At 75.2% G+C, this 20783-nt stretch carries 17 protein-coding genes; 14 read left to right on the plus strand and 3 right to left on the minus strand.

What is annotated here, in order from left to right:
• Position 1 precedes the first annotated feature (1 nt).
• From BSL84_RS25505 to rfaE2, 13 genes are all read left to right on the plus strand, one after another.
• Entirely contained in the window at positions 2 to 1510 is a 1509-nt protein-coding gene (locus BSL84_RS25505) for a M20/M25/M40 family metallo-hydrolase (protein ID WP_079273481.1), read from the plus strand.
• Between the two features lie 180 nt (positions 1511 to 1690).
• Complete coding sequence (locus BSL84_RS25510) at positions 1691 to 2437, plus strand: SDR family oxidoreductase (protein ID WP_030027233.1); 747 nt, start codon at positions 1691 to 1693, stop codon at positions 2435 to 2437.
• A gap of 14 nt (positions 2438 to 2451) precedes the next feature.
• Positions 2452 to 3261, plus strand: a complete 810-nt coding sequence (locus BSL84_RS25515; RefSeq protein ID WP_045323725.1) for an SDR family oxidoreductase — start codon at positions 2452 to 2454, stop codon at positions 3259 to 3261.
• Positions 3262 to 3372: 111 nt separating this feature from the next.
• On the plus strand, positions 3373 to 4473 hold the full coding sequence (locus BSL84_RS25520; protein WP_234363510.1) for a lactonase family protein: 1101 nt from the start codon (positions 3373 to 3375) through the stop codon (positions 4471 to 4473).
• Positions 4474 to 4658: 185 nt separating this feature from the next.
• A complete protein-coding gene (locus tag BSL84_RS25525; protein ID WP_030027236.1) occupies positions 4659 to 5621 on the plus strand; it encodes an NAD-dependent epimerase/dehydratase family protein in 963 nt (320 codons plus the stop codon).
• An 84-nt stretch (positions 5622 to 5705) separates the two neighbouring features.
• On the plus strand, positions 5706 to 7361 hold the full coding sequence (locus BSL84_RS25530; RefSeq protein ID WP_045323723.1) for a carbamoyltransferase: 1656 nt from the start codon (positions 5706 to 5708) through the stop codon (positions 7359 to 7361).
• 5 nt (positions 7362 to 7366) lie between these two features.
• Positions 7367 to 8473 (plus strand): glycosyltransferase family 2 protein, encoded by a 1107-nt coding sequence (locus tag BSL84_RS25535; protein WP_234308560.1) that lies wholly within the window; start codon positions 7367 to 7369, stop codon positions 8471 to 8473.
• On the plus strand, positions 8470 to 9186 hold the full coding sequence (locus tag BSL84_RS25540) for a D-glycero-alpha-D-manno-heptose-1,7-bisphosphate 7-phosphatase (protein ID WP_075971190.1): 717 nt from the start codon (positions 8470 to 8472) through the stop codon (positions 9184 to 9186). The genes BSL84_RS25535 and BSL84_RS25540 overlap by 4 nt, the downstream gene beginning before the upstream one ends.
• Complete coding sequence (locus BSL84_RS25545) at positions 9183 to 10262, plus strand: glycosyltransferase family 9 protein (RefSeq protein ID WP_075971191.1); 1080 nt, start codon at positions 9183 to 9185, stop codon at positions 10260 to 10262. Before BSL84_RS25540 ends, BSL84_RS25545 begins: the two co-directional genes overlap by 4 nt.
• Positions 10259 to 11221, plus strand: a complete 963-nt coding sequence (locus tag BSL84_RS25550; protein ID WP_075971192.1) for a glycosyltransferase — start codon at positions 10259 to 10261, stop codon at positions 11219 to 11221. The genes BSL84_RS25545 and BSL84_RS25550 overlap by 4 nt, the downstream gene beginning before the upstream one ends.
• Positions 11218 to 12486, plus strand: coding sequence for a glycosyltransferase (locus BSL84_RS25555; protein WP_075971193.1), 1269 nt, complete (start codon positions 11218 to 11220; stop codon positions 12484 to 12486). The genes BSL84_RS25550 and BSL84_RS25555 overlap by 4 nt, the downstream gene beginning before the upstream one ends.
• Before the next feature lie 173 nt (positions 12487 to 12659).
• Positions 12660 to 13301, plus strand: coding sequence for a D-sedoheptulose-7-phosphate isomerase (locus BSL84_RS25560; RefSeq protein ID WP_030030692.1), 642 nt, complete (start codon positions 12660 to 12662; stop codon positions 13299 to 13301).
• Complete coding sequence (gene rfaE2, locus BSL84_RS25565; RefSeq protein ID WP_075971194.1) at positions 13298 to 14713, plus strand: D-glycero-beta-D-manno-heptose 1-phosphate adenylyltransferase; 1416 nt, start codon at positions 13298 to 13300, stop codon at positions 14711 to 14713. The genes BSL84_RS25560 and rfaE2 overlap by 4 nt, the downstream gene beginning before the upstream one ends.
• A gap of 102 nt (positions 14714 to 14815) precedes the next feature.
• On the opposite strand, the gene BSL84_RS25570 is transcribed toward rfaE2, so the two are convergent.
• On the minus strand, positions 14816 to 16228 hold the full coding sequence (locus BSL84_RS25570; RefSeq protein ID WP_234363511.1) for an MFS transporter: 1413 nt from the start codon (positions 16226 to 16228) through the stop codon (positions 14816 to 14818).
• Between the two features lie 440 nt (positions 16229 to 16668).
• On the opposite strand from BSL84_RS25570, the gene BSL84_RS25575 reads away from it, so the two are divergent.
• Entirely contained in the window at positions 16669 to 17697 is a 1029-nt protein-coding gene (locus BSL84_RS25575; protein ID WP_045323716.1) for a glycosyltransferase family 9 protein, read from the plus strand.
• A gap of 53 nt (positions 17698 to 17750) precedes the next feature.
• Here the strand turns inward: BSL84_RS25575 and BSL84_RS25580 are convergent, their stop codons facing one another.
• Both BSL84_RS25580 and BSL84_RS25585 read right to left on the minus strand, forming a co-directional pair.
• Complete coding sequence (locus tag BSL84_RS25580) at positions 17751 to 18242, minus strand: hypothetical protein (RefSeq protein ID WP_030036006.1); 492 nt, start codon at positions 18240 to 18242, stop codon at positions 17751 to 17753.
• Positions 18239 to 20740, minus strand: coding sequence for a molybdopterin oxidoreductase family protein (locus tag BSL84_RS25585; RefSeq protein ID WP_045323715.1), 2502 nt, complete (start codon positions 20738 to 20740; stop codon positions 18239 to 18241). The genes BSL84_RS25580 and BSL84_RS25585 overlap by 4 nt, the downstream gene beginning before the upstream one ends.
• Between the last annotated feature and the right edge of the window lie 43 nt (positions 20741 to 20783).

Below are 20783 nucleotides of genomic sequence, written 5' to 3' on the forward strand. Positions count from 1 at the left end.
CATGGAGCGGAGACAGGACAGGACTCGTCACGGCGACGCGCACGCGGCGAGGGAGGGCCGCGCGAAGCCCGTGCAGGACCTCGAAGGCCTCCCTTCGAGCGCCACCGCGCCCGGCGCCGCGCCCGCCACCGCATCCGGCGCCGCGCCCCAGGACGCCGCTCTGGCCGAGCTCGCGGACTGGGTGCGCATAGCGTCCGTCTCCTCCGACCCGGACCGGGCCCACGACGTGCGCCGGTCGGCCCGCTGGCTCGCCGGGGCACTGCGCCGCACCGGCTTCCCGCGTGTCGAGATCTGGGAAACGGAAGGCCTGCCGGCCGTCTACGCCTCCTGGCCGGCAGCCGATCCGGAGGCACCGGCCCTGCTGGTCTACAGCCACCACGACGTGCACGCCGTCGATCCTTCCGAATGGCAGGTCACCGAGCCGTTCTCGCCGCTCCTGCGGGACGGCCGGCTCCACGGCCGAGGGGCGTCGGACGCCAAGGGCCAGATCATGAGCCACCTGTGGGCCCTGCGCACGCACCTCGCGCAGCGCACCGCCCCGGCCGTGACGGTGCGGTACCTGATCGAAGGTGAGGAGGAAGTCGGCTCGGTACACATGGCCGACCTGCTGTCGGAGCACGCCGAAGACCTGGCCGCCGACGTCGTGATGGTGTCCGACTCGATGCTCTGGTCCCTGGACGAGCCCACCGTGTGCGCCGCGGTGCGCGGGTCCGTCACCGCGTCCCTCACCGTCCGCGGGGCCGCCCGTGACCTCCACAGCGGCGCCGTCTCCGGCGCCGCCGCGAACGCCGCGGTCGAACTGTGCCGCCTCGTGGACCTCCTCGGCGACGCGTCGGGCCGCGTCACCCTGCCCCACTTCTACGACGCGGTGGCCGCCCCGCCCCCCGACCTGCGCGCCGGCGTGGGCTCCGTCGCCTTCGACCTGACGGACTGGCAGGCCGAGACCGGTACGCTCGGCGCCCCCGGCGAAGCGGGGTTCACGGTCCCCGAACGGCTGTGGACCCGCCCTTCCTACGAGGTCGCCCGCCTCACCGCCGGTCGCACCGACGCACCGGCACTCGGCCTCATTCCGGCGGAAGCCAGTGCCGACCTGCTGTTCCGGCTCGTACCCGACCAGCGGGCCGACCAGGTCGCCGACCAGCTGCGAGCATGGCTGGCCCGGCACCGGCGGCCCGGGTTCGGCTACGGCCTGGAGATCTCCTCCACCATCTCGGACCCCTACCGGACACCCCCGGACACGCCGGCGCTCACGGCCCTCACCCGAGCCGTCAGCCAGGCCTACGGGGCTCCGGCCCGGCACATCGGCAACGGGGGAGCGGCTCCCGGCGCGCAGCTCGCCGGCGCCTGCGACGCGCCGGTGCTGTTCTTCGGGACGGGCCTCCCCGCAGACGGTTGGCACGGCCCGGACGAGCGGGTCGAGGTCCAGGCGCTGCGCCTCGGAGTCGGCACGCTGACCCGCTTCCTCGACGAGGTGTCGACCGGCGACGGGCGAACCCGCCAGAAGACGTGACGGACCGGCCGCGCGGGGCACGCCGTGCCGGTGGTGCGCGCCGCCTGGTGGCCTAATTCCGCGCGCCGGGTGCCCGCGCCCTGCCCAGAGTGGGTCACACGAGACGCGACGGCGGCGCCCGGCCCTCCCCCGAGGGCGGGTGGCGTCGGGCGCCGGAACCGAGGGAAGGCAAGGCACAGCATGGACAGCGCGGTACAGGTCGACCTGACGGGCAAGCAGGCTCTGGTCACCGGCGGGGCCCGGGGGCTGGGCGCCGCCATCGCACGGCGGCTCGCCGCGGCCGGCGCCTCCGTGCTGGTCGCCGACGTACGCAAGGACCTCGCCCAGCAGCTGTGCGCGGACCTCGTCGTGGCGGGCGGCCGTGCCCGCTTCGTCGAGATGGACGTGTGCGACCCCGTCGCGGTCGCGGCCGTCCTCGGGGACGTCGAGGCGGACGGCGGCCGGGTGGACATCCTGGTCAACAACGCGGCGGTCGACGTGTCCAAGTCCGTCGAGCACCTGACCGCGGAGGAGGTCAGACACGTGGTGACCACCAACCTGCTCGGCCCGATGTACCTGTGCCTGCACACCTACCGGCGCATGGTGGCCGCGGGCGGTGGCCACATCGTCAACATCCTGTCCACCGCGGCGAACCGGACCTGGACGGAAGCGGGCCCCTACGCGGCGAGCAAGTCCGGGCTGCGGGCGTTCACCCACACCCTGTTCAAGGAGGCGCAGCGGGACTGCACCGGGATCGGCGTCACCGGGATCATCGCCGGGGGCATGGAGACCGCTTTCATCATGGACCGGTTCCCGGACGCCGACACCGCGCTGCTCCAGAGCCCGGAGGTCGTGGCCGACACGGTCATGTACGCGCTGTCCGTGCCCGCCGGGAGCGTGGTCGGCGAGCTCGTCGTGGTGCCCCGCCGGGAACCCTCCTGGCCCTGACGGAAGGCTCGACCATGATCAGTCCTCTGGACTTCTCGCCCACCACGGCGGTGGTCACCGGCTCCGACTCCGGAATCGGCCGCGCAGTCGCCGTCCATCTGGCCACGGCCGGACTGGACGTCGGCATCACCTGGCACGAGGACGAGGAGGGGGCCGAGCGCACGGCCGCGGAGGTCCGGGCGCGCGGCCGGCGTGCCGTGCTCGCCCGCCTCGACCTCACCGACCTGCCCGCCGCCGCCGACGTCGTCGACCGGCTCGCCGACGGACTCGGGCGGATCGACGTGCTCGTGAACAACGCGGGCACCGGAACCGCCACACCCTTCCTGGACCTGGACCTGACCACCGTCCGCCAGGTCCTCGACGTCGACCTCGTGGGCCCGCTGCTGTGCGGTCAACGGGCGGCCCGGCACATGATCCGCCAGGGCACCGGCGGCCGGATCGTCAACGTCACCTCCGTCCACGAACACCAGCCGCGCGTCGGCGCAGGACCGTACTGCGCCGCCAAGGGCGGACTGGGCCTCCTCACACAGGTGATGGCACTCGAACTCGCCGAACACGGCATCACCGTGAATGCGGTGGCTCCGGGGGAGATCGCCACGCCCATGACCGGCCAGGAGGACGAGGACGTACGGGCGCAGTCCCGGCCGGGCGTCCCCGCCGGCCGGCCGGGCGACGCCCACGAGGTCGCCGCCGTCGTCGCCTTCCTGGCCGGAGCCTCGGCTTCCTACGTCACCGGTGCCTCCTGGGTGGTGGACGGGGGCATGCTGCGGATGGGCCCCATGGCCGGGTCGCACATGGACCACGACCGGTGGCGCCGGCCCTGAGCGCGGTGGCGCAGGTCCGTGCTCCCCCCTCCCCCCCCGGCGGCCGAACCTGGGGTCCCGTACCGGCCCGGTCGGGGCGGGTGCCCGCCGGCCCGGTGCTAGCTTCGCCCGGTGGCAGCGGACCGACGGCGGAAGGACCACCCGGTGGGCGGTGCGGGAAGCACGTACCAGGGCGCCGGACAGCGCGCCCACATCGGTTCGTTCGCCTCCGGCGGAGGCCGCGGGATCACCACGGCGGCCGTGGACCCCGTCACGGGGGCGCTCACCGTACTGGGCGTCGTCGAGAGCGCCGGGGACGCCCCGTGCCTGGCCCTGTCCGCCGACCGGCAGGTGCTCTACGCCGCCGGGGGCACCGATCCCGGCACGGCGGCCGCGTACCGGATCACCGCAGACGGCCTCGCCCCGCTGGGAGGGCCCGTCCCAGTCGACGGCGTCGGTCCCGTGCATCTGAGCGCCGTCGGGGACCGGCTGCTGGTCGCCAACTACGCGTCCGGCAACGTCAGCAGCCTCCCGATCGCGGCCGACGGCAGGCCGGAGGGCACAGCCGCCGTCCTCGCCCCCAGCGGCCGCGGGCCCGACCCCGAGCGGCAGGCAGGCCCGCACCCCCACCACGTGACGCCCGATCCGAGCGGCCGCTGGGTGCTCGGCGCGGACCTCGGTACCGACTCCGTACGCGTGTACGAGCGCGATCCGGTCGGCGGGCCCCTCCGCGTACGGGCCGAGACGCCGCTGCGTGCCGGGAGCGGTCCCCGGGAGGTGGCCTTCCACCCGCGCGGGGACGTGGCGTACGTGATCCACGAGCTGGAACCGCAGCTGACCGTCTGCCGGTGGGACGCCGGCTCCGGGCGCCTGTACCCCACCGGTGAGGTCGCGCTGGGCTCGGGCGACGCAGCGGCGGGCACCAGGGAGTACCCGTCGGTCGCGCTCGTCTCCCCGGACGGCCGCTTCGTGTGGGCGGCGATCCGGGGCAGCAGCCTCGTCACCACCCTGTCGCTGTCCGACGGCCCCGAGAAGCCGCGGATCACCGATGCCGCGGACTGCGGCGGTCAGTGGCCGCGGCACCTCGCGATCGGCCCGTCGGCCCGGCACCTGTACGTGTCCAACGAGTGGTCCGGCGACGTCACCTGGTTCGACATCGACCCGGAGACCGGACACCCGCTCCCCGCGGGCCGGCTTGAAGTCCCGGCCGCCGCCTGCGTCGTCATCGTCTGAACACGGTGACCGTCACCTGAACACGGCGACGGTCACCCGACTGCCCGCTCCCGCGTGCCGCACCCCCACGGCTCCAGCAGGCTGGGGCCGTACCCGCGGGCTCTTCTCCGGCGTGAGCGGGGGCCGTCTGCCGCCCCTCCCGGTTGCCGCGTCCCGCGCCGTCCCTGCCGCACGAGGAGATCACCATGGGCTCATCGCACGCGCCGCGCTGGGAGCACGCCGTCGTCACCGGCGGTGCGGGCTTCGTCGGCTCCCACCTGTGCTCCGCCCTGCTGGCCGCCGGGACCGCGGTCACCTGCGTCGACGACTTCAGCACGGGGCGGCCGGAGAACATCTCGGAACTGCTCGACCGTCCCGGATTCACCCTGCTGGAGACGAACGTCTCGCGCCCCTTCACCGTGCGGAGGGACCCGGACCTCGTACTGCACCTGGCCTCCCCGGCCTCCCCCGCCGACTACCTCCGGCTGCCGCTGCACACGTTGGAGGCGGGAAGCCTCGGCACACGCAACGCCCTGGAGCTGGCCCGCCACAGCGGTGCCCGCTTCGTCCTCGCCTCCACGTCCGAGGTCTACGGGGATCCGCAGGAGCACCCGCAGAGCGAGCGGTACTGGGGCCACGTTAACCCCGTCGGCCCGCGCAGCGTCTACGACGAGGCCAAACGCTTCGGCGAGGCACTGAGCAGCGCCCACGCGTCGGCCCTGGGCACGGACGCGTGCATCGTGCGGCTGTTCAACACCTACGGTCCGCGCATGCGGGGCTATGACGGTCGCGCCGTTCCCACCTTCATCCGGCAGGCGCTGGCGGGTGCCCCGCTGACCGTCACCGGCGACGGCCTCCAGACCCGTTCGCTGTGCTACGTCGAGGACACCGTCGCCGGCATCCTCGCGGCGGCCGACCACGGGATGCGGGGGCCGGTCAACCTCGGCAACCCCGACGAGCTCACCATGCTGGAGCTGGCCCGCTGGATCGTCGAACTGACCGGCTCCTCCTCGCAGATCACCTTCATCGAGCGGCCGACCGACGACCCGACCGTGCGCTGCCCGGACATCACGCTGGCCCGGGACAAGCTGCAGTGGGAGCCGCGCGTGGCGGCCGAGGACGGGCTGCGCCGCACGATCGCCTGGTTCCGCGCGGAGGGCGACGGCTGAGCCCTTCGGCTCCCTCGTGCTCCACCGGCGGCCGCGCCCCCTCGGCCCCGCCCGGTTCCCCCAGCCGAAAGGGCACTTCCCCCGATGCGCATTCTCGGAATCAACGCGCTCTTCCACGACCCGTCCGCCGCCCTCGTCATCGACGGCCGTACGGTCGCCGCCGCCGAGGAGGAGCGGTTCTCCCGCCGGAAGCACGGCAAGCGGCCGGTGCCCTTCTCCGCCTGGGAGCTGCCGGAACAGGCCGCGGCCTGGTGCCTGAAGCGGGCCGGCCTGCGTCCGCGGGACCTCGACGCGGTGGCGTACTCGTACGACCCGGCTCTGGCGCGGCCGGCCGACGCCATGGGCCTGCACGACCCGTGGGACCACCTCCGCCAGACGTACGCGCGTGAGGCGCCAGGGTTCCTGGCGACCGCCCTGCCCGGCCTCGATCCCGGTCTCGTGCGCTTCGTTCCGCACCACATGGCCCATGCCGCGTCCGGCGCCTTCGCGGCGGACGGCGCCGACCGGAGCTCCGTCCTGGTCCTCGACGGGCGCGGGGAACGCGCCTCGCACCTGGCGGCCCGCCGGATCGGCGACAGGCTGGAGCCGCTGTACGCGCAGGAGCTTCCGCACTCGCTCGGCCTGGTCTACGAGGAACTCACCGAGCACCTCGGGTTCTTGAGGTCCTCCGACGAGTTCAAGGTGATGGCCCTCGCCTCCCACGGGCGCCCGCGGATGCTGGCCGAGCTGCGCCGCCACGTCCACCCGACGGGCGACGGCGGCTTCCGTGCCACCGGAGTGCCCTGGGGCGAGTTCTGCCCGTCCCGGGGCGCGGACGAGCCGTGGAGCGGGGCCCACGCCGATCTCGCCGCGAGCGCCCAGGCCGTCCTGGAAGAGACGATGCTGGACCTGGTCCGATGGCTCCACGGCCGCACCCATGACGACGTGCTCACGCTGGCCGGGGGCGTCGCGCTGAACTGCGTGGCCAACTCCCGTATCGCGCGCGAGGGTCCGTTCTCCCGCGTGTGGGTCCAGCCGGCCGCCGGAGACGCGGGAACGGCCCTGGGGAGCGCGCTGCTCCTCGCCGCCGGGGCGGGGGACGCCCCCGAGCCCATGGCCGGCGCGGACCTGGGCCGCGACTGGTCCGACGCGGAACTGGGTGCCTGGCTCAAGACGGCCGGAGTGCCCTTCGAACGGCCCCAGGACATCGCGGCCACCGTCGCCGAGGCGCTCGCCGACAACGCCGTCGTGGCCTGGTTCCAAGGCCGTTCGGAGTTCGGCCCGCGGGCCCTGGGACACCGCTCGTTGCTCGCCCATCCCGGACACGCGGGAAACCTGGAACGTCTCAACGACGTCAAGGGCCGTGAACAGTTCCGCCCCGTGGCCCCGATGGTGATCGCCGACCGGGCGGCCGAGATCTTCGACGGACCGCTGCCGAGCCCGTACATGCTGTTCGTCCACGACGTGGCCGCCGACTGGCGCGAGCGCATCCCGGCGGTGGTCCACGTCGACGGCACCGCCCGCATCCAGACCGTGGATCCGGAGCGTGAGCCCCTGGTGGCACGGATGCTCACCGAGTTCGAACGGCGCACCGGACTGCCGGTCGTGGTCAACACCAGCCTCAACACCGCCGGCCGGCCGATGGTCGACGACCCCCGGGACGCCCTGGAGTGCTTCGGCTCGTCGCCGGTGGAACTGCTGGCCATCGGGCCGTACGCCGTGCGCCGGGCCGGCATCTTCCGCTCCGGCGAGGAAGGTTGACCGCCATGTACCCGACTCCGATGCGCCCGACCCCCGTGCACCCGGCCCCCGTGGTCCCGCCGCCTTACGCGATCGTCGTACCCACCCTCGGCCGGCCCAGCCTCAGGGCCTGCCTGGACGCCGTCGCCGCCGCCACGGCCTCCGGGTGCGGCCCCGCACGGATCGTCCTCGTACACGACCGTCCGGGCCCCGACGGAACTCCACCGGCGGTGGACGTCCCCCCGGCGCTCCAACCGATCACGACCGTCGTGGCCGGCCGTGCCCGGGGCCCGGCGGCCGCCCGCAACACCGGAACACGGGCGGCGGGCCAGGTGCCCTGGATCGTCTTCCTCGACGACGACGTGGTTCCGGCCCAAAGCTGGGGAGAGGCCCTGGCGCGTGATCTGGCCTCGGCGTCCCGGGACACCGCGGCCGTCACGGCCCGCATCGAAGTCCCCCTTCCGCCCGGCCGCCGTCCCACGGACTGGGAGCGCAACACGGCCGGACTGGCCACCGCCCGCTGGATCACGGCGGACATGGCCTTCCGCCGCGAGGCGCTGGAAGCCGCCGGCGGCTTCGACGAGCGCTTCCGGCGCGCCTTCCGGGAGGACGCCGACCTGGCCCTGCGGCTGATCGAGGGCGGCTGGGTCCTGGCTTCGGGAAGCCGCCGTACCAGCCATCCGGTCCGCCCCGCCGATCGCTGGATCTCCGTACGGCTCCAGGCAGGCAACGCCGACGACGTACTGATGGGCCGCCTGCACGGTCCCGGCTGGTGGGGCCGGGCGGGCGCCCCTCGCGGGCGCCTGCCGCGCCATGCCGCCGTGACCGCGGCCGCCGCCGCTGCCGCCGGCTGTGCGCTCGCGGGCAGGAGGGGCGCCGCCGCCTGGTGTGCGGCCGGCTGGGTGGCGGGCGCCGCCGAGTTCGCCGCGGCCCGGATCACACCCGGGCCGCGCACCCGGGACGAGGTCGTCACCATGGCGGTCACGAGCGCGGTCATCCCCGCGCTGGCGGTCTGGCACTGGCTGCGCGGGACGGTCGTACACCGCCGTGTCGGCCGGGCGCAACCGGCGGCGCCGCCCGGGAGCCGCCCCGCGGCTCCGCAGGAGGCTCCCCGCGCGCAGGTGCGGTCGTGAGGGACCGGCCCGTCGCGGGCACGTCCGCCGGGAAGGCCGCGCCGGGGGCCGTCCCCTGGCTGTGGGACCGCCCCCGTAAGGCCAGTACTCCGCGTCGGCCCGGGCGGTCCGGCGGGCTGCCGGAAGCGGTCCTCTTCGACCGTGACGGCACGCTCGTCGCCGACGTCCCGTACAACGGCGACCCCGCCCGGGTCGCGCCCATGCCCACGGCGCCGGCCGCGGTGGCCGCGCTGCGCCGGCTCGGGGTTCCGGTCGGTGTCGTGAGCAACCAGTCGGGCGTCGCCCGCGGGCTGCTGACGCGGGAGCAGGTCGCGGCGGTGCGCCGACGCGTGGACGAACTGTTCGGCCCGTTCGACGTGTGGGCCGTGTGCCCCCACGGCCCCGAGGACGGCTGCGGCTGCCGCAAACCCGCACCGGGGCTGGTCCTCGCCGCCTGTGAGCGGCTGGGCGCCGCCCCCGAACGGACCGTCGTCGTCGGCGACATCGGCTCCGACGTGCGGGCCGCCTCCGCCGCGGGCGCGCGCGGAGTGCTGGTGCCGACACCCGTCACCCGCCCCGAAGAGGTCGCGGCCGCCCGCGAGACGGCGGGCGATCTGCTCGCCGCCGTCCGCCTCGTCTGCCCGACCGGCTCCGAAGCCGGCCGCGGCACGCACCCCGGCCCGACCCGAGCCCCGGCGCGGCAGCGCCCGCGCGCCACCGGTGGTGCCCGATGACCGCCCCGCGCAGTCTCGTCGTACGCCTCGACAGCGCCGGGGACGTACTGCTGGCCGGTCCCGCCGTGCGCGCGGTGGCGGCCGGCTCGTCCCACACCACGCTGCTCTGCGGGCCCCAGGGCGTCGCCGCGGCGCGGCTGCTGCCCGGCGTGGACCAGGTGCTCGTGTACGAAGCCCCCTGGGTGGGGCTGGAGCCGGGCCGCACCTCGCGCGAGGAGTGCGGCCTGCTCGTCGACGCCCTCGCAGCCGGCCGGTTCGACCGCGGCGTGATCCTGGTGTCCCACCACCAGAGCCCGTTGCCGGCGGCCCTGCTGCTCGCGCTCGCGGGAGTGGAGCAGGTCGCGGCCGACTGCGAGGAGTACCCGGGTTCCCTGCTCGCGCTGCGCCACCACCGGCTGCCGGACCGCCACGAGGCGGAGGCGGCCCTCGACCTGGTGCGCGACTTCGGTTTCCCGCTGCCCGACGGCGACGGCGGCGGCCTGCGCGTGTCCGTTCCGCCCGACACGTCGCGGCTGACGGGTCCCGAACCGTACGTGGTGCTGCATCCCGGAGCCGCGGTGGCCGCACGCGCCTGGAGCCCGGCCAGGGCGACACGCGCCGCGGCCGCGCTGCACGAGGCCGGGCACCGGGTGGTGGTCACCGGCGGCCCCGCGGAGAAGGCGCTGACCGCCGCGGTGGCCGGCCGTCACGGGCTCGACCTGGGCGGCGTCACGACCGACCTGCACGAACTGGCCGGGGTCCTGTCCGCCGCGCGGGTCGTGGTGGCGGGCAACACGGGCCCGGCCCATCTGGCCGCCGCCGTGGGCACGCCCGTGGTGTGCCTGTTCGCACCCGTGGTGCTGGCCGACCGGTGGCGGCCGTACCGGGTACCGCACGTACTCCTCGGCGACCAGCGGGCTCCGTGCGCCGGCAGCAGGGCGCGGAGCTGCCCCGTGGCGGGCCACCCGTGCCTGGACTCGGTGGACGACGGCGAGGTGCTGGCGGCCGTCGCCGGACTCCTCACGGGCGGCCCGCCGGGCGGCCGCGGACCGCGAGCGCCCGGACGGAGCGAGACCGACGGAGGAGTGACCGCATGAACATCCTGCTGTGGCATGTGCACGGTTCCTGGACCACCGCGTTCGTCCAGGGACCGCACACCTACCTCGTACCGGTCACCCCGGACCGGGGACCCGACGGGCTGGGCCGCGCCCGGACCTTCACCTGGCCCGATTCCGTACGGGAGGTCACTCCGGCCGAACTGGCCGATGCCCCGGTGGACCTGGTCGTGCTCCAGCGGCCCCACGAGTGGGAGCTGGCCGAACGCTGGCTGGGCCGCCGTCCCGGACGCGACGTCCCCGCCGTGTACCTGGAGCACAACGCACCGGACGGCGACGTGCCGCGCACCCGCCACCCCTGCGCCGACCGGCAGGACGTGACGCTCGTCCACGTCACCCACTTCAACCGGCTCTTCTGGGACAACGGTGCCACCCGCACCGAGGTCATCGAACACGGCATCGTCGACCCCGGGCACCTCTACACCGGAGTGCTCCCCCGCGCGGCCGTGGTGACGAACGAACCGGTCAGGCGGGGCCGGCACACCGGAACGGACCTCCTGCCCGAGCTGGCCCGGGCGGCGCCGCTGGACGTCTTCGGCATGCGCACCCAGGGCATCGCCCGGCACCTGGGACTGCCCGAGGAGCGGTGCCGCGCCTTCGAGCTGCCCCAGCGCCGGCTGCACCCGGCCATGGCCGAGCGCCGCGTGTACCTGCACCCCGTGCGCTGGACCTCGCTGGGACTGTCGCTGCTGGAAGCCATGCACCTGGGCATGCCCGTCGTGGCGCTGGCCGCCACGGAGGCCGCGGAGGCCGTCCTGCCCGGCACCGGGGTGCTGTCCACCCGGCCCGAGGTGCTGGCCCGGGCCGTCGCCCACTACCTCGCCGAACCCCAGGCGGCTGCCGAGGACGGAGCGCGCGCCCGGCAGGCCGCGCTCGAACGGTACGGCCTCAAACGCTTCCTGGCCGACTGGGAGCGCCTGATGACGGAGGTACGGTCATGACCCCCACCACCGCCCGTCCGATACGGTCGCGCCACCGGATCCGGCCCATGTCCCTGGCCCTCGTCTCCGAGCACGCGAGCCCCCTCGCGACGCTCGGCGGTGTCGACGCCGGCGGCCAGAACGTGCACGTGGCCTGCCTCGCCGGGGCCCTGGCCGACCGCGGTCACCGCGTCACGGTGTACACGAGGCGCGACTCCCGGGACCTGCCGGCCGTCGGCCGACTGCGCCCGGGGGTGGTGGTCCACCATGTGCCCGCCGGACCGCCCGAACAGCTGCCGAAGGACGAACTGCTGCCGCACATGCGGGAGTTCTCGTACCACCTGATGTACCACTGGCAGGCGACCGGCCCGCCCGACCTGGTCCACTCCCACTTCTGGATGTCCGGGCTCGCCTCGCTGGCGGCCGCGCGGGAGTGCGGCCTGCCGATGCTGCACACCTACCACGCGCTGGGAACCGTCAAGCGGCGCCACCAGGGCGCCGCCGACACCAGTCCGCCCGCCCGCATCGGCTGCGAGCGGGAGGTCGGATTCGGCTGCGACCGGATCGTGGCCACCTGCCGCGACGAGGTCACCGAACTCGCCCGGATGGGCCTGCCCGAGAACAAGGCCGACGTCGTTCCGTGCGGGGTGGACACCGAACGGTTCCGGCCGGACGGACCGCTCGCCGAGCGCGGCACCGCCCACCGCCACCGGCTGCTGCAGCTGGGCCGGCTCGTGCCCCGCAAGGGGGCGGCCGTGTCCATCGCGGCCCTCGCCCACCTGCCCGAAGCCGAGCTCCTGATCGCGGGCGGACCCCCGTCCGACGTCCTCGACGGCGACCCCGAGGTGCGGCGGTTGCGCGCCATCGCCCGCGAGGCCGGGGTCCTCGACCGCGTGCGCTTCGTCGGCGCGGTGCCCTGCGACCAGGTGCCCGCCCTGCTGCGCAGCGCCGACGTCGTGCTGTGCCCGGCGGACTACGAGCCGTTCGGCATCGTGCCGCTGGAGGCCATGGCCTGCGGCCGGCCGGTCGTGGCGAGCGCGGTCGGCGGTCAGCAGGACACGGTCGCCGACCGCGAGACCGGACGACTCGTGCCCCCGGGCGACGTCCTCGCGCTCGCGTCGGCCACCGCCGAACTGCTGGCCGACGACACGGTGTGCCAGGCGTACGGGACTGCCGGACGGCGGCGCGTCCTGACCCGGTACGCGTGGTCCCAGGTCGCCGCCGCGACGGAACGGTCCTACCGCTCGGTGCTCGCCGGGCGGCTGGTGGCCGCCGGGACGACGTGAGCCCCCGGCCGTCCATCCGCCCCCGTCCACCGTCCTCCGTCCCCGCCTGCCACCGTGCGCGTGCCCGCCGAACGTCTCCGGCCGGACACGACCGGACCGGTTTCCGCGCAGTACCGATTGCCTGAAGGAGGTGGGATGCGGACCGCTCTCGCGAGCGGCCCGCATCCGACGCCATGAGCCGGACTTCCGAAACCACAGCCCAACAGCACTGCCAGGAACTGGAGGCAGCACTGCGACGTCTGCGCGGCCACGGTCTGGACCAGCTCGCGCACTGGGGTCGCCGACTCGCCGCGGTGCTCCCCGCCGGAGGCCGCCTCCTCGCGGCGGGCAACGGCGGCAGCGCTGCCCAGGCACAGCACCTGACGGCGGAGCTGGTCGGCCGCTACCGCGACGAGCGGCCGGCCTACTCCGCCATCGCCCTGCACGCGGAGACGTCCACCGTGACCGCCATCGGCAACGACTACGGATTCGAGCAGGTCTTCGCCCGGCAGGTCGCCGCGCACGGCCGGGACGGCGACGTGCTGGTCCTGCTGTCGACATCGGGGCGCAGCGGCAACCTGCTGTCGGCCGCGATGACGGCCCGCGCCGCGGGCGTGGAGGTCTGGGCCCTGACCGGAGCCGCCCCCAACCCGCTGGCGGAAGCCGTCGACCAGGCCCTGTGCATCGACGCCGCCTCGACGGCGACGGTGCAGGAGGCACACCTGGTGGCCGTGCACCTGCTGTGCGAGTCCTTCGACGCGGCCCTCGCCTCGTCCGGCGCCGCCGTCAGGAGAGCGCCCCGGCGCGTCGCCACCACCCTCCGGATGCCCCGGTGACCGGCCGCGCGCCGCTGGTCGTGGTCGGTGACGTCCTTCTGGACCGCGACATCCGGGGGAGCGCGTCCCGTCTCGCCCCGGACGCGCCGGCGCCCGTCGTCGACGTCACGGACGACCTCGCACGACCCGGCGGCGCGGGACTGGCCGCCGTGCTGGCAGCCCGTTCCGGCCGGGAAGTCGTCCTGGTCACGGCCCTGGGCGAGGACCGTGCCAGCCATCGCGTGCGGGAGGCACTGGACGACCGTGTCCGGCTGGTCGAGCTGCCGCTGGACGGCTCCCTGCCGGTCAAGACGCGGGTACTGGCCGACGGCCGCCCCCTGGTCCGGATCGACCGGGGCGGCGGCGAGGTCGGCGCCCCCGGCCCTGCCGCGGCCCGGGCGCTGGCCGACGCGCACGCCGTCCTCGTGGCGGACTACGGCCGGGGCACGGCGCAGGCGCTGCGGCCCCTGCTGACCGACTGCGCGCGCCGCGTACCCCTGGTGTGGGACCCGCACCCGCGGGGTGGACCCCCGGCGGCGGGAGCCCGCCTGGTGACACCGAACGCGGCGGAGGCGAACGCGCTGTGCCCCGACGAGGGGGACTCCCCGCATCCCCTGGACTCCCTGGCGGCGCACGCCCGCCGCGGCGCGGAACTGGCGGAGCGCTGGGGCGCCGCCGCGGTGGCCGTCACCCTCGGCGAGCGGGGGGTCCTGCTGACCCGGCCCCTGTCCGCGGCGCCCATGCTCGTCCCGTCCCCGTACCGGGCCGTGGGTGATCCGTGCGGGGCGGGCGACTGCTTCGCCGCCGTGGCGGCCTGCGCACTCGCGGACGGGAGCCTGCCGGAGGAGGCGGTCCAGCTGGCGGTGGCCGCGGCCGCGGCCTTCGTGGGGTCGGGCGGCGCCTGCGACCCCGCCCTGTGGCGGCCGTCCTTCGCCGCCGGCCCCGCCCGGCCTGCAGGTGGCGACGCGTTCGCCACGGCCGCGGACGTACGGGCCCGCGGCGGAACGGTGGTCGCCACGGGCGGCTGCTTCGACCTGCTCCACGCAGGGCACGTCGGCCTGCTGGACAGTGCGCGGCGGATCGGTGACTGCCTGATCGTCTGCGTGAACTCGGATGCCTCGCTGCGGCGGCTGAAGGGGCCGGGACGCCCACTGAACCCGTTGGAGGACCGTGTCCGGGTCCTGGCGGCGCTCGGCAGTGTCGACGCCGTCGTGGCCTTCGAGGAGGACACGCCCGAGACCCTGCTGGGCCGGCTGCGGCCGGACGTGTGGGTCAAGGGCGGCGACTACTCGGCCGACGATCTCCCGGAGGCGGGGGTGCTGCGCGCCTGGGGCGGCCAGGCCGTCGTCCTGCCCTACCTCGACGGCCGTTCCACGACCGGCATCGCCGACCGCGCCGCGCGCACCGCCTCGAATGCCCGGCCCGGGCCCTGAGCGGACCGGACCGGTACGCGAGGAGCCGCACGGCAGTGCCGTGACCGGGCCGGGTGCGCGCCGTACCCGCCCCGGTCAGGCGGCGGTGCCCAGGGGGTGTCGTCAAAGTCCCGTCTGGGTGGCGGGGCCGGCCGCGCACGCTCGCCGCGTTGTCGTCGGTCGCCGACGCCCGCGTCGACTTCCTCCTCCGCCTTGCGAGCGCACGCACCGGACCCCGCCACCCCCGCCCTCACGGGCGGCCGACGCCACTTCGACGACACCCCCCAGCCCGGCCCGCGCCGGCAGGGCCGCCTCGGGCACCGGGACGAGAGCCCCGGCGCGGGGCCCGCGGCCCTTCAGCAGGTACCCCGTGGCCACGAACGCCGCGATGGCCAGCCCGCCCACGATCAGCGTCACCCGTACCCCGGCCAGCTCCATGAACAGGCCCAGTGTCAGCGGTGCCGCCAGGCCCCACACGGTGCGGATGCTGGACCAGGCACCGAGCACCCGGCCCCTCATGTGGGCGGGAGGGTCGGTCTGGAGCACCGTGGACTGCGCGGTGTCCCCGACGGACTCCGCCACGGCCATCGGCAGGACGAGGACCAGGAGCACCAGGAGGGAGGGGGCCAGGCCGGCGAGGACCTGCAAGAGGGCCCCGGCCAGGGTCAGGACGGCCACCGTGCGCACGCTCGGCCTGCGCAGCCGGGCGCCCAGGACCGCGCCGGCGATCCCGCCGGCGGCCAGGACGGTGGAGACCTTGCTGAAGGAACCGGCGTCACCGGCGAGGGGCCCGGTGACCAGGACCACCAGGGTGAGGGAGTAGTTGCGGCCGAACATCGCGCTGATCCCGTTCAGGGCGGCCAGCGCGACCAGCCGGGGGCGCCGCATGAAGAACGCGAGTCCCTCCCGGGCGGTCATGCTCTTCGCCGCGGCCGGTTCGGGCGCCGACGGCGCAGCGGCAGCGGATGCCGGACGGGCTTCCCGGGAGGGCTGCGCCGCCTTCAGGAACGGGATCACACCCGCCACGAAGAGGAACGACAGCCCGTTGGCCGCGTAGGCCGCCGCCGTACCCAGGAAGCCGACGGCCACGCCGGCGAGTGCGGCGCCCGTGAGCCGCCCGGCGCTGTGGACGAGCGAGCCCACCCCGATGGCGGAGGGCACGTCCGGGGCCCGGACGAGATCGTTGCCGAGCAGCGCGCACGCGGGCCCGTCGACGGTGGCGATCAGGCCGGTCACCGCGGCCAGTGCCAGCAGCACCGGCAGGTTGAGGCCGTCCAGCGCGACGAGCAGGGCCGTCACCAGCGCCACGGCACCCAGCAGGCCCTGCGCGGCGGCGGCGGTCAGCTTGCGGGGCAGGCGGTCGACGGCCGCACCGCCCGCGAGACCGAGGAGCAGGCCGGGCGCCATCTGGATGGACACGGACAGGCCGGTGGCGGCGGCCGATCCGGTGATCTGCAGGACCATGAGGTTCTGCACCGTCAGCTGCATCCACGTACCCGCGTTGGACACGAAGTTCGCGAAGGCCCACCAGCGCATGCTGCGGTAGCGGAGGCACCGCCACGGAGAGCGGTCGGCGGAGCGGTCGGGAGTCGGGGCGGGGGCGGGCGCGGAAGGCAGCGCCGAAGAGGGCGCGGAGACAGTGGCAGACACAGGAAGGACCCAGGACGGAGCGCGGAGCGAGCAGGGGGGCGGGGCGGCGGGCGGGGGCGGGAGCGGGCGCTCCGCACCGCCGGCGCGCACGGGGCACCCGGCGGCGGAGAAGGGGGGGGAACGACCCCGACCATGGTGGCAGAACCCTCCACCCGGATCGGTGCCCCGAGGCGCCCGGCGGCCCGCCCGCAGGGCCCTCGGGCCCGGCCTGCCTGGGCCGACGGGGCAGCCGGTGTGTTTGCTCACAGCGGCCGGCGGGGACAGGCCGCAACCGTGCGGCCCAACCCGGCGTGCCCACCGGGACCGTCCTCGGGACAGTGGGGTGCATGAGTGTCCACGAGCGGCCCGGCCACGCTCCGGCCGACCGGGTACGGGCGGCCGGCCGCCCCCGGGTCCTGGTCCTGCGGGCCCTGGGCCTCGGCGACCTGCTGACGGTGGTGCCCTGCCTGCGGGCGCTGCGCCGCAGCATGCCGGAGTGCGACGTCGTCCTGGCCGCACCCGGCCGGCTGGCCACCGTCGCCGCCGCCACCGGCCTCGTCGACCGGGTCCTGCCCACGACCGCCCGAGGGCGTGCAGTGCCCTGCGAACTGGGCTGGCGGGGACCGCCGCCGGAGCTGGCCGTGGACCTGCACGGGAACGGGCCACCCAGCCACCTGCTCCTCCAGCGGCTACGGCCGCGCCGGCTCCTGGCCTACCGGCACGTGGAGACCCCGGACATCCCCGGACCCGAGTGGTGCGAGGACGAGCACGAGCGGGAGCGCTGGTGCCGCCTGCTGCGCTGGTACGGCATGCGGGCCGACCCCGCGGACCTCTCGATCGCCGCCCCTGCCTGCGCCTCGCCCGCCCCGGGCGCCGTCGTCGTCCACCCCGGCGCCGACGCCGGCTCGCGCCGCTGGCCGCCGGAACGGTTCGCGGCCGTCGTACGCGCCCTGCGCCGGGCGGGCGAGGACGTGGTCGTCACAGCGGGCGCGGGCGAGGGTGCGCTGGCACGGCGGGTGGCGGAGGACGCCGGACTGCCGCAGGGGGCGGTGATCGGCGGTTCCGGTGACGTGCCCTTCCAGAAGCTCTGCGCGCTGGTGGCCGGCGCGCGCTGTGTCGTGGTGGGCGACACAGGCCTCGCGCACCTCGCGACGGCTCTCGGCACCCCGTCCGTCGTCCTCTTCGGCCCCGTGGCCCCCCGCCTGTGGGGCCCGCCCCCGTACGGGAAACACCGCGTGCTGTGGTGTCCCCGCCCCGGTGAGGACCCTTTGCGGCCGGGCGACGCACACGCGTCGCTGCCGGACGCCCGGCTCCTGCGCATCACCGTCGGCCAGGTCGTCGAGGCGGCGACCGCCGTCCTCGCCCGCCGCCCCTGACCGACGGCCTGCAACGGCGGTTCCGGCGGCGGGGGGTGGGGCCCGGGCTGTGGTCACACGCTCGTCAGGATCTGCGGTGACAGGGTTTTGATCAAGGTGTTGGTCCAGCGCATCTGCCGCAGCGTACGCGGGTGGCAGAAGGAGGCCAGTTCGACCAGGCGGTCGTCCTTCGCCGCCTGTCCGGCCTGAGCCAGCATCTCCCAGTACAGGGAGTTCCCGGTTGCGGCCAGGTGCAGCTCGCGTAGGTCGTGCAGCAGGAGCAGACCCGGTTCCGGGCGGCGGCCGACGGCCTCGGCGGACTTCTCGCGGAGGACCGACACCAGGCCGGGGGCGGACTTCTCGGGCGGACCGCCGAGGTCCAGGCCGTAGTGGCGGCCCGTCTCGGCGACGCGCCGGCAGTGGTCGTTCGACCACACGGCGAGGTCCCGCGCGACGTGGTGGACCTCGTGGTCCGTGTGGTGGCGTTCCGCCGCGGCGGACAGGTGCTTCGCCAGGCTGCGCTCGCCGTGGTGGAGGGCGCGGAGCGTGAGGTTGACGCCGTTCACCGGGCGCCTCCCGAGGAGTTGTGGGAGTCCGGTTCCGGGACTTCGTGGACATGGGCGGCGGGGCCGCCCTCCGTGGCAGGGATCGCGGGCGAGGAGGCGGGCGAGGAAGCGGGCGCGGACGCGGTGGTGGTGGGTGCCGCAGAAGGCCGGCCGTCGGCCTTCTCCACGAGGGTGACGGCTGCGGTGGCGGTCTTGAACAGGGGTTGTTTCGACACCGGGTCCCAGTCGGTGACGGTGGTCTCGTTGGCCGCCCGGCCCGGTGTGGCGGCGTCCGGGCCGGAGCCGGCGGGGGTGTCCCAGTAGCCGTAGTGGAAGGGGACGAACAGCAGCCCGGGCCGGATCCCGGTGACGCGCAGGCGTCCTCGCAGGGAGCCGCGCGGACTGGTGACGTCGACCAGGTCGCCTTCGCCGAGCCCCTGGGCGGCCGCGTCGGCGGCGGAGATCTCCACCCACACGTCGGGTGCCGCGGCGTCGAGCTGCGGTGCGCGGCCGGTCTTGGTGCGGGTGTGGAAGTGGTAGAGGGTGCGGCCGGTCGTGAGCTGGAACGGGTGGTCGCCGCCGGGCTCCTCGTGCGGCGGCAGGTACTCGGCGGCCTTGATCACGGCCTTGCCGTCCGGGTTGAGCGACCGGTACTCGACCACGGAGACGGAGGCGCCGGTGACGAGGTCCTTGCCGTACGTCTCGCAGGCGTCGGGGTGCGCCCAGGTGACGCCGTCGCCGTACAGCCGGTCGGTGCCCTCCGGGGCCTGCGCGTTGCACGGCCACTGGATTCCGCTCGCCCCGCGCAGCTTTCCGTAGGACAGGCCGGTGTAGTCGCAGGGCCGGCCGGCGCTGCAGCGTTTCCACGCCTCGAAGGCCGACTCCGGGTCGTGCCAGGTGACCAGCGGGCCGCCGTCCTTGTCGCGGAAGTCCATGCGCCGGGTGTAGTCGAGGAAGATGTCGAGGTCCGGTTTCGCCTCGCCGGGCGGCTCCACGGCCTTGTCGGACAGATGGACGGTGCGGTCGGCGTTGGTGAAGGTGCCGGTCTTCTCTCCCCAGGTCGCCGCCGGCAGGACGACGTCGGCGAGCTGCGCGGTCTCCGTCAGGAACAGGTCCTGGACGACGGTGAAGAGACGTTCCCGGGTCAGGACGGAGCGGATGCGGGACAGCTCGGGGAGGGATACGGCGGGGTTGGTGCCGCTGATCCACAGCATCCGCAGGGAGCCCTGTTCGGCGTAGCGGAACATCTGCATGGCGTGGGTGGGCGGCGCGTAGTGCGGGATCGTCGCCGGGTCGACGTTCCAGACCTTCGCGAGGTCGGCGACATGGGCGTCGTTCTCCCAGTTGCGGAAGCCGGGCAGGTCGCCGTCGGCGCCGCATTCACGGGTGTTCTGGGCGGTGGGCTGCCCGTTCATCTGGAGCACGCCGGCTCCCGGCCGGCCCAGCATGCCCCGGAGGAGGTGCAGGTTGTTGATCTGTACGGCGGCGGCGGTGGCCTGGTGGGACTGGTAGACGCCCTGGAGGACCGTGGACAGGAGCCTGTCGGCCGTGCCGAGCAGTTCGGCCGCCTCCCTGATCTTCGCCGCGGGCACGTCGCAGATGCCGGCCGCCCACTCGGGAGTGCAGGGCGCGACCGTCTTCGCCAGCTCGTCGAAACCCACGGTGTGGGCCTCGACGTAGTCGCGGTCCACGCGGCCGGTGCGGACGATCTCGTGCAGGAGCGCGTTGAACAGGGCCACGTTCGTGCCGCCGCGCGGGGCGAGGTGGACCGCGGCCCGGCGGGCCACCCGGGTCGGGCGGGGGTCCACGCAGATCAGGCGGGGCGGATCGGCGCCGTCGAGCCGGTCGAGGATGCGCATCCACTGCACGGGCTGGGTCTCGGCGATGTTGTGGCCGAACAGGGCGATGACGTCGGCGTGGTCGATGTCGTCGTAGCTGCCGGGCTGTCCGTCGCAGCCGAAGGACTCCTTGAGGGCTTCCGCCGCCGTGGAGGTGCACAGCCGCGTGTTGCCGTCCAGGTGGTTGGTGCCGATGCCGGCCCGGGCCAGAACGGCCAGCGTGTAGTACTCCTCCAGGAACAGCTGGCCGCTGGTGTAGAAGCCGATCGAGCCGGGACCGCGTTCCCGCAGCAGTGCGCGGGAGCGGGAGGCGACCAGGTCCATCGCGGTGTCCCAGTCCGTCTCGACCAGCCGCCCGCCCTCGCGGACCAGCGGCCTGGTGAGCCGGTCGGGGGAGGCGTTGGCCTGCCAGCCGAACGCGTCCTTCGGGCCGAGCCGGCCGCGGTTGACCCGGTCCACGACCCGGCCGCGTACGCCGACCATGGCACCGCCCCGCACCGCGATGTCGATGGCGTCACCGTCCGAGTGCAGGATCGACGCGGTCTGCACCCATCGTTCGACGTCGTCCGGACGCACACCCTCGGCCAGGTGCATGTCCTGGCGTGCCGGCCACGGCTGGTGCCGCCCGTACGGCGTACGGGTGCCCCAGGGCTCCGCGATCCGGTCCACCCACTCGCCCATGCTGCCTCCCGCGACCACCGGGGCGGCGCCCGTCGCGCCGGCC

It is taken from the genome of Streptomyces sp. TN58 (assembly GCF_001941845.1).
Classification (GTDB): Bacteria; Actinomycetota; Actinomycetes; order Streptomycetales; family Streptomycetaceae; genus Streptomyces.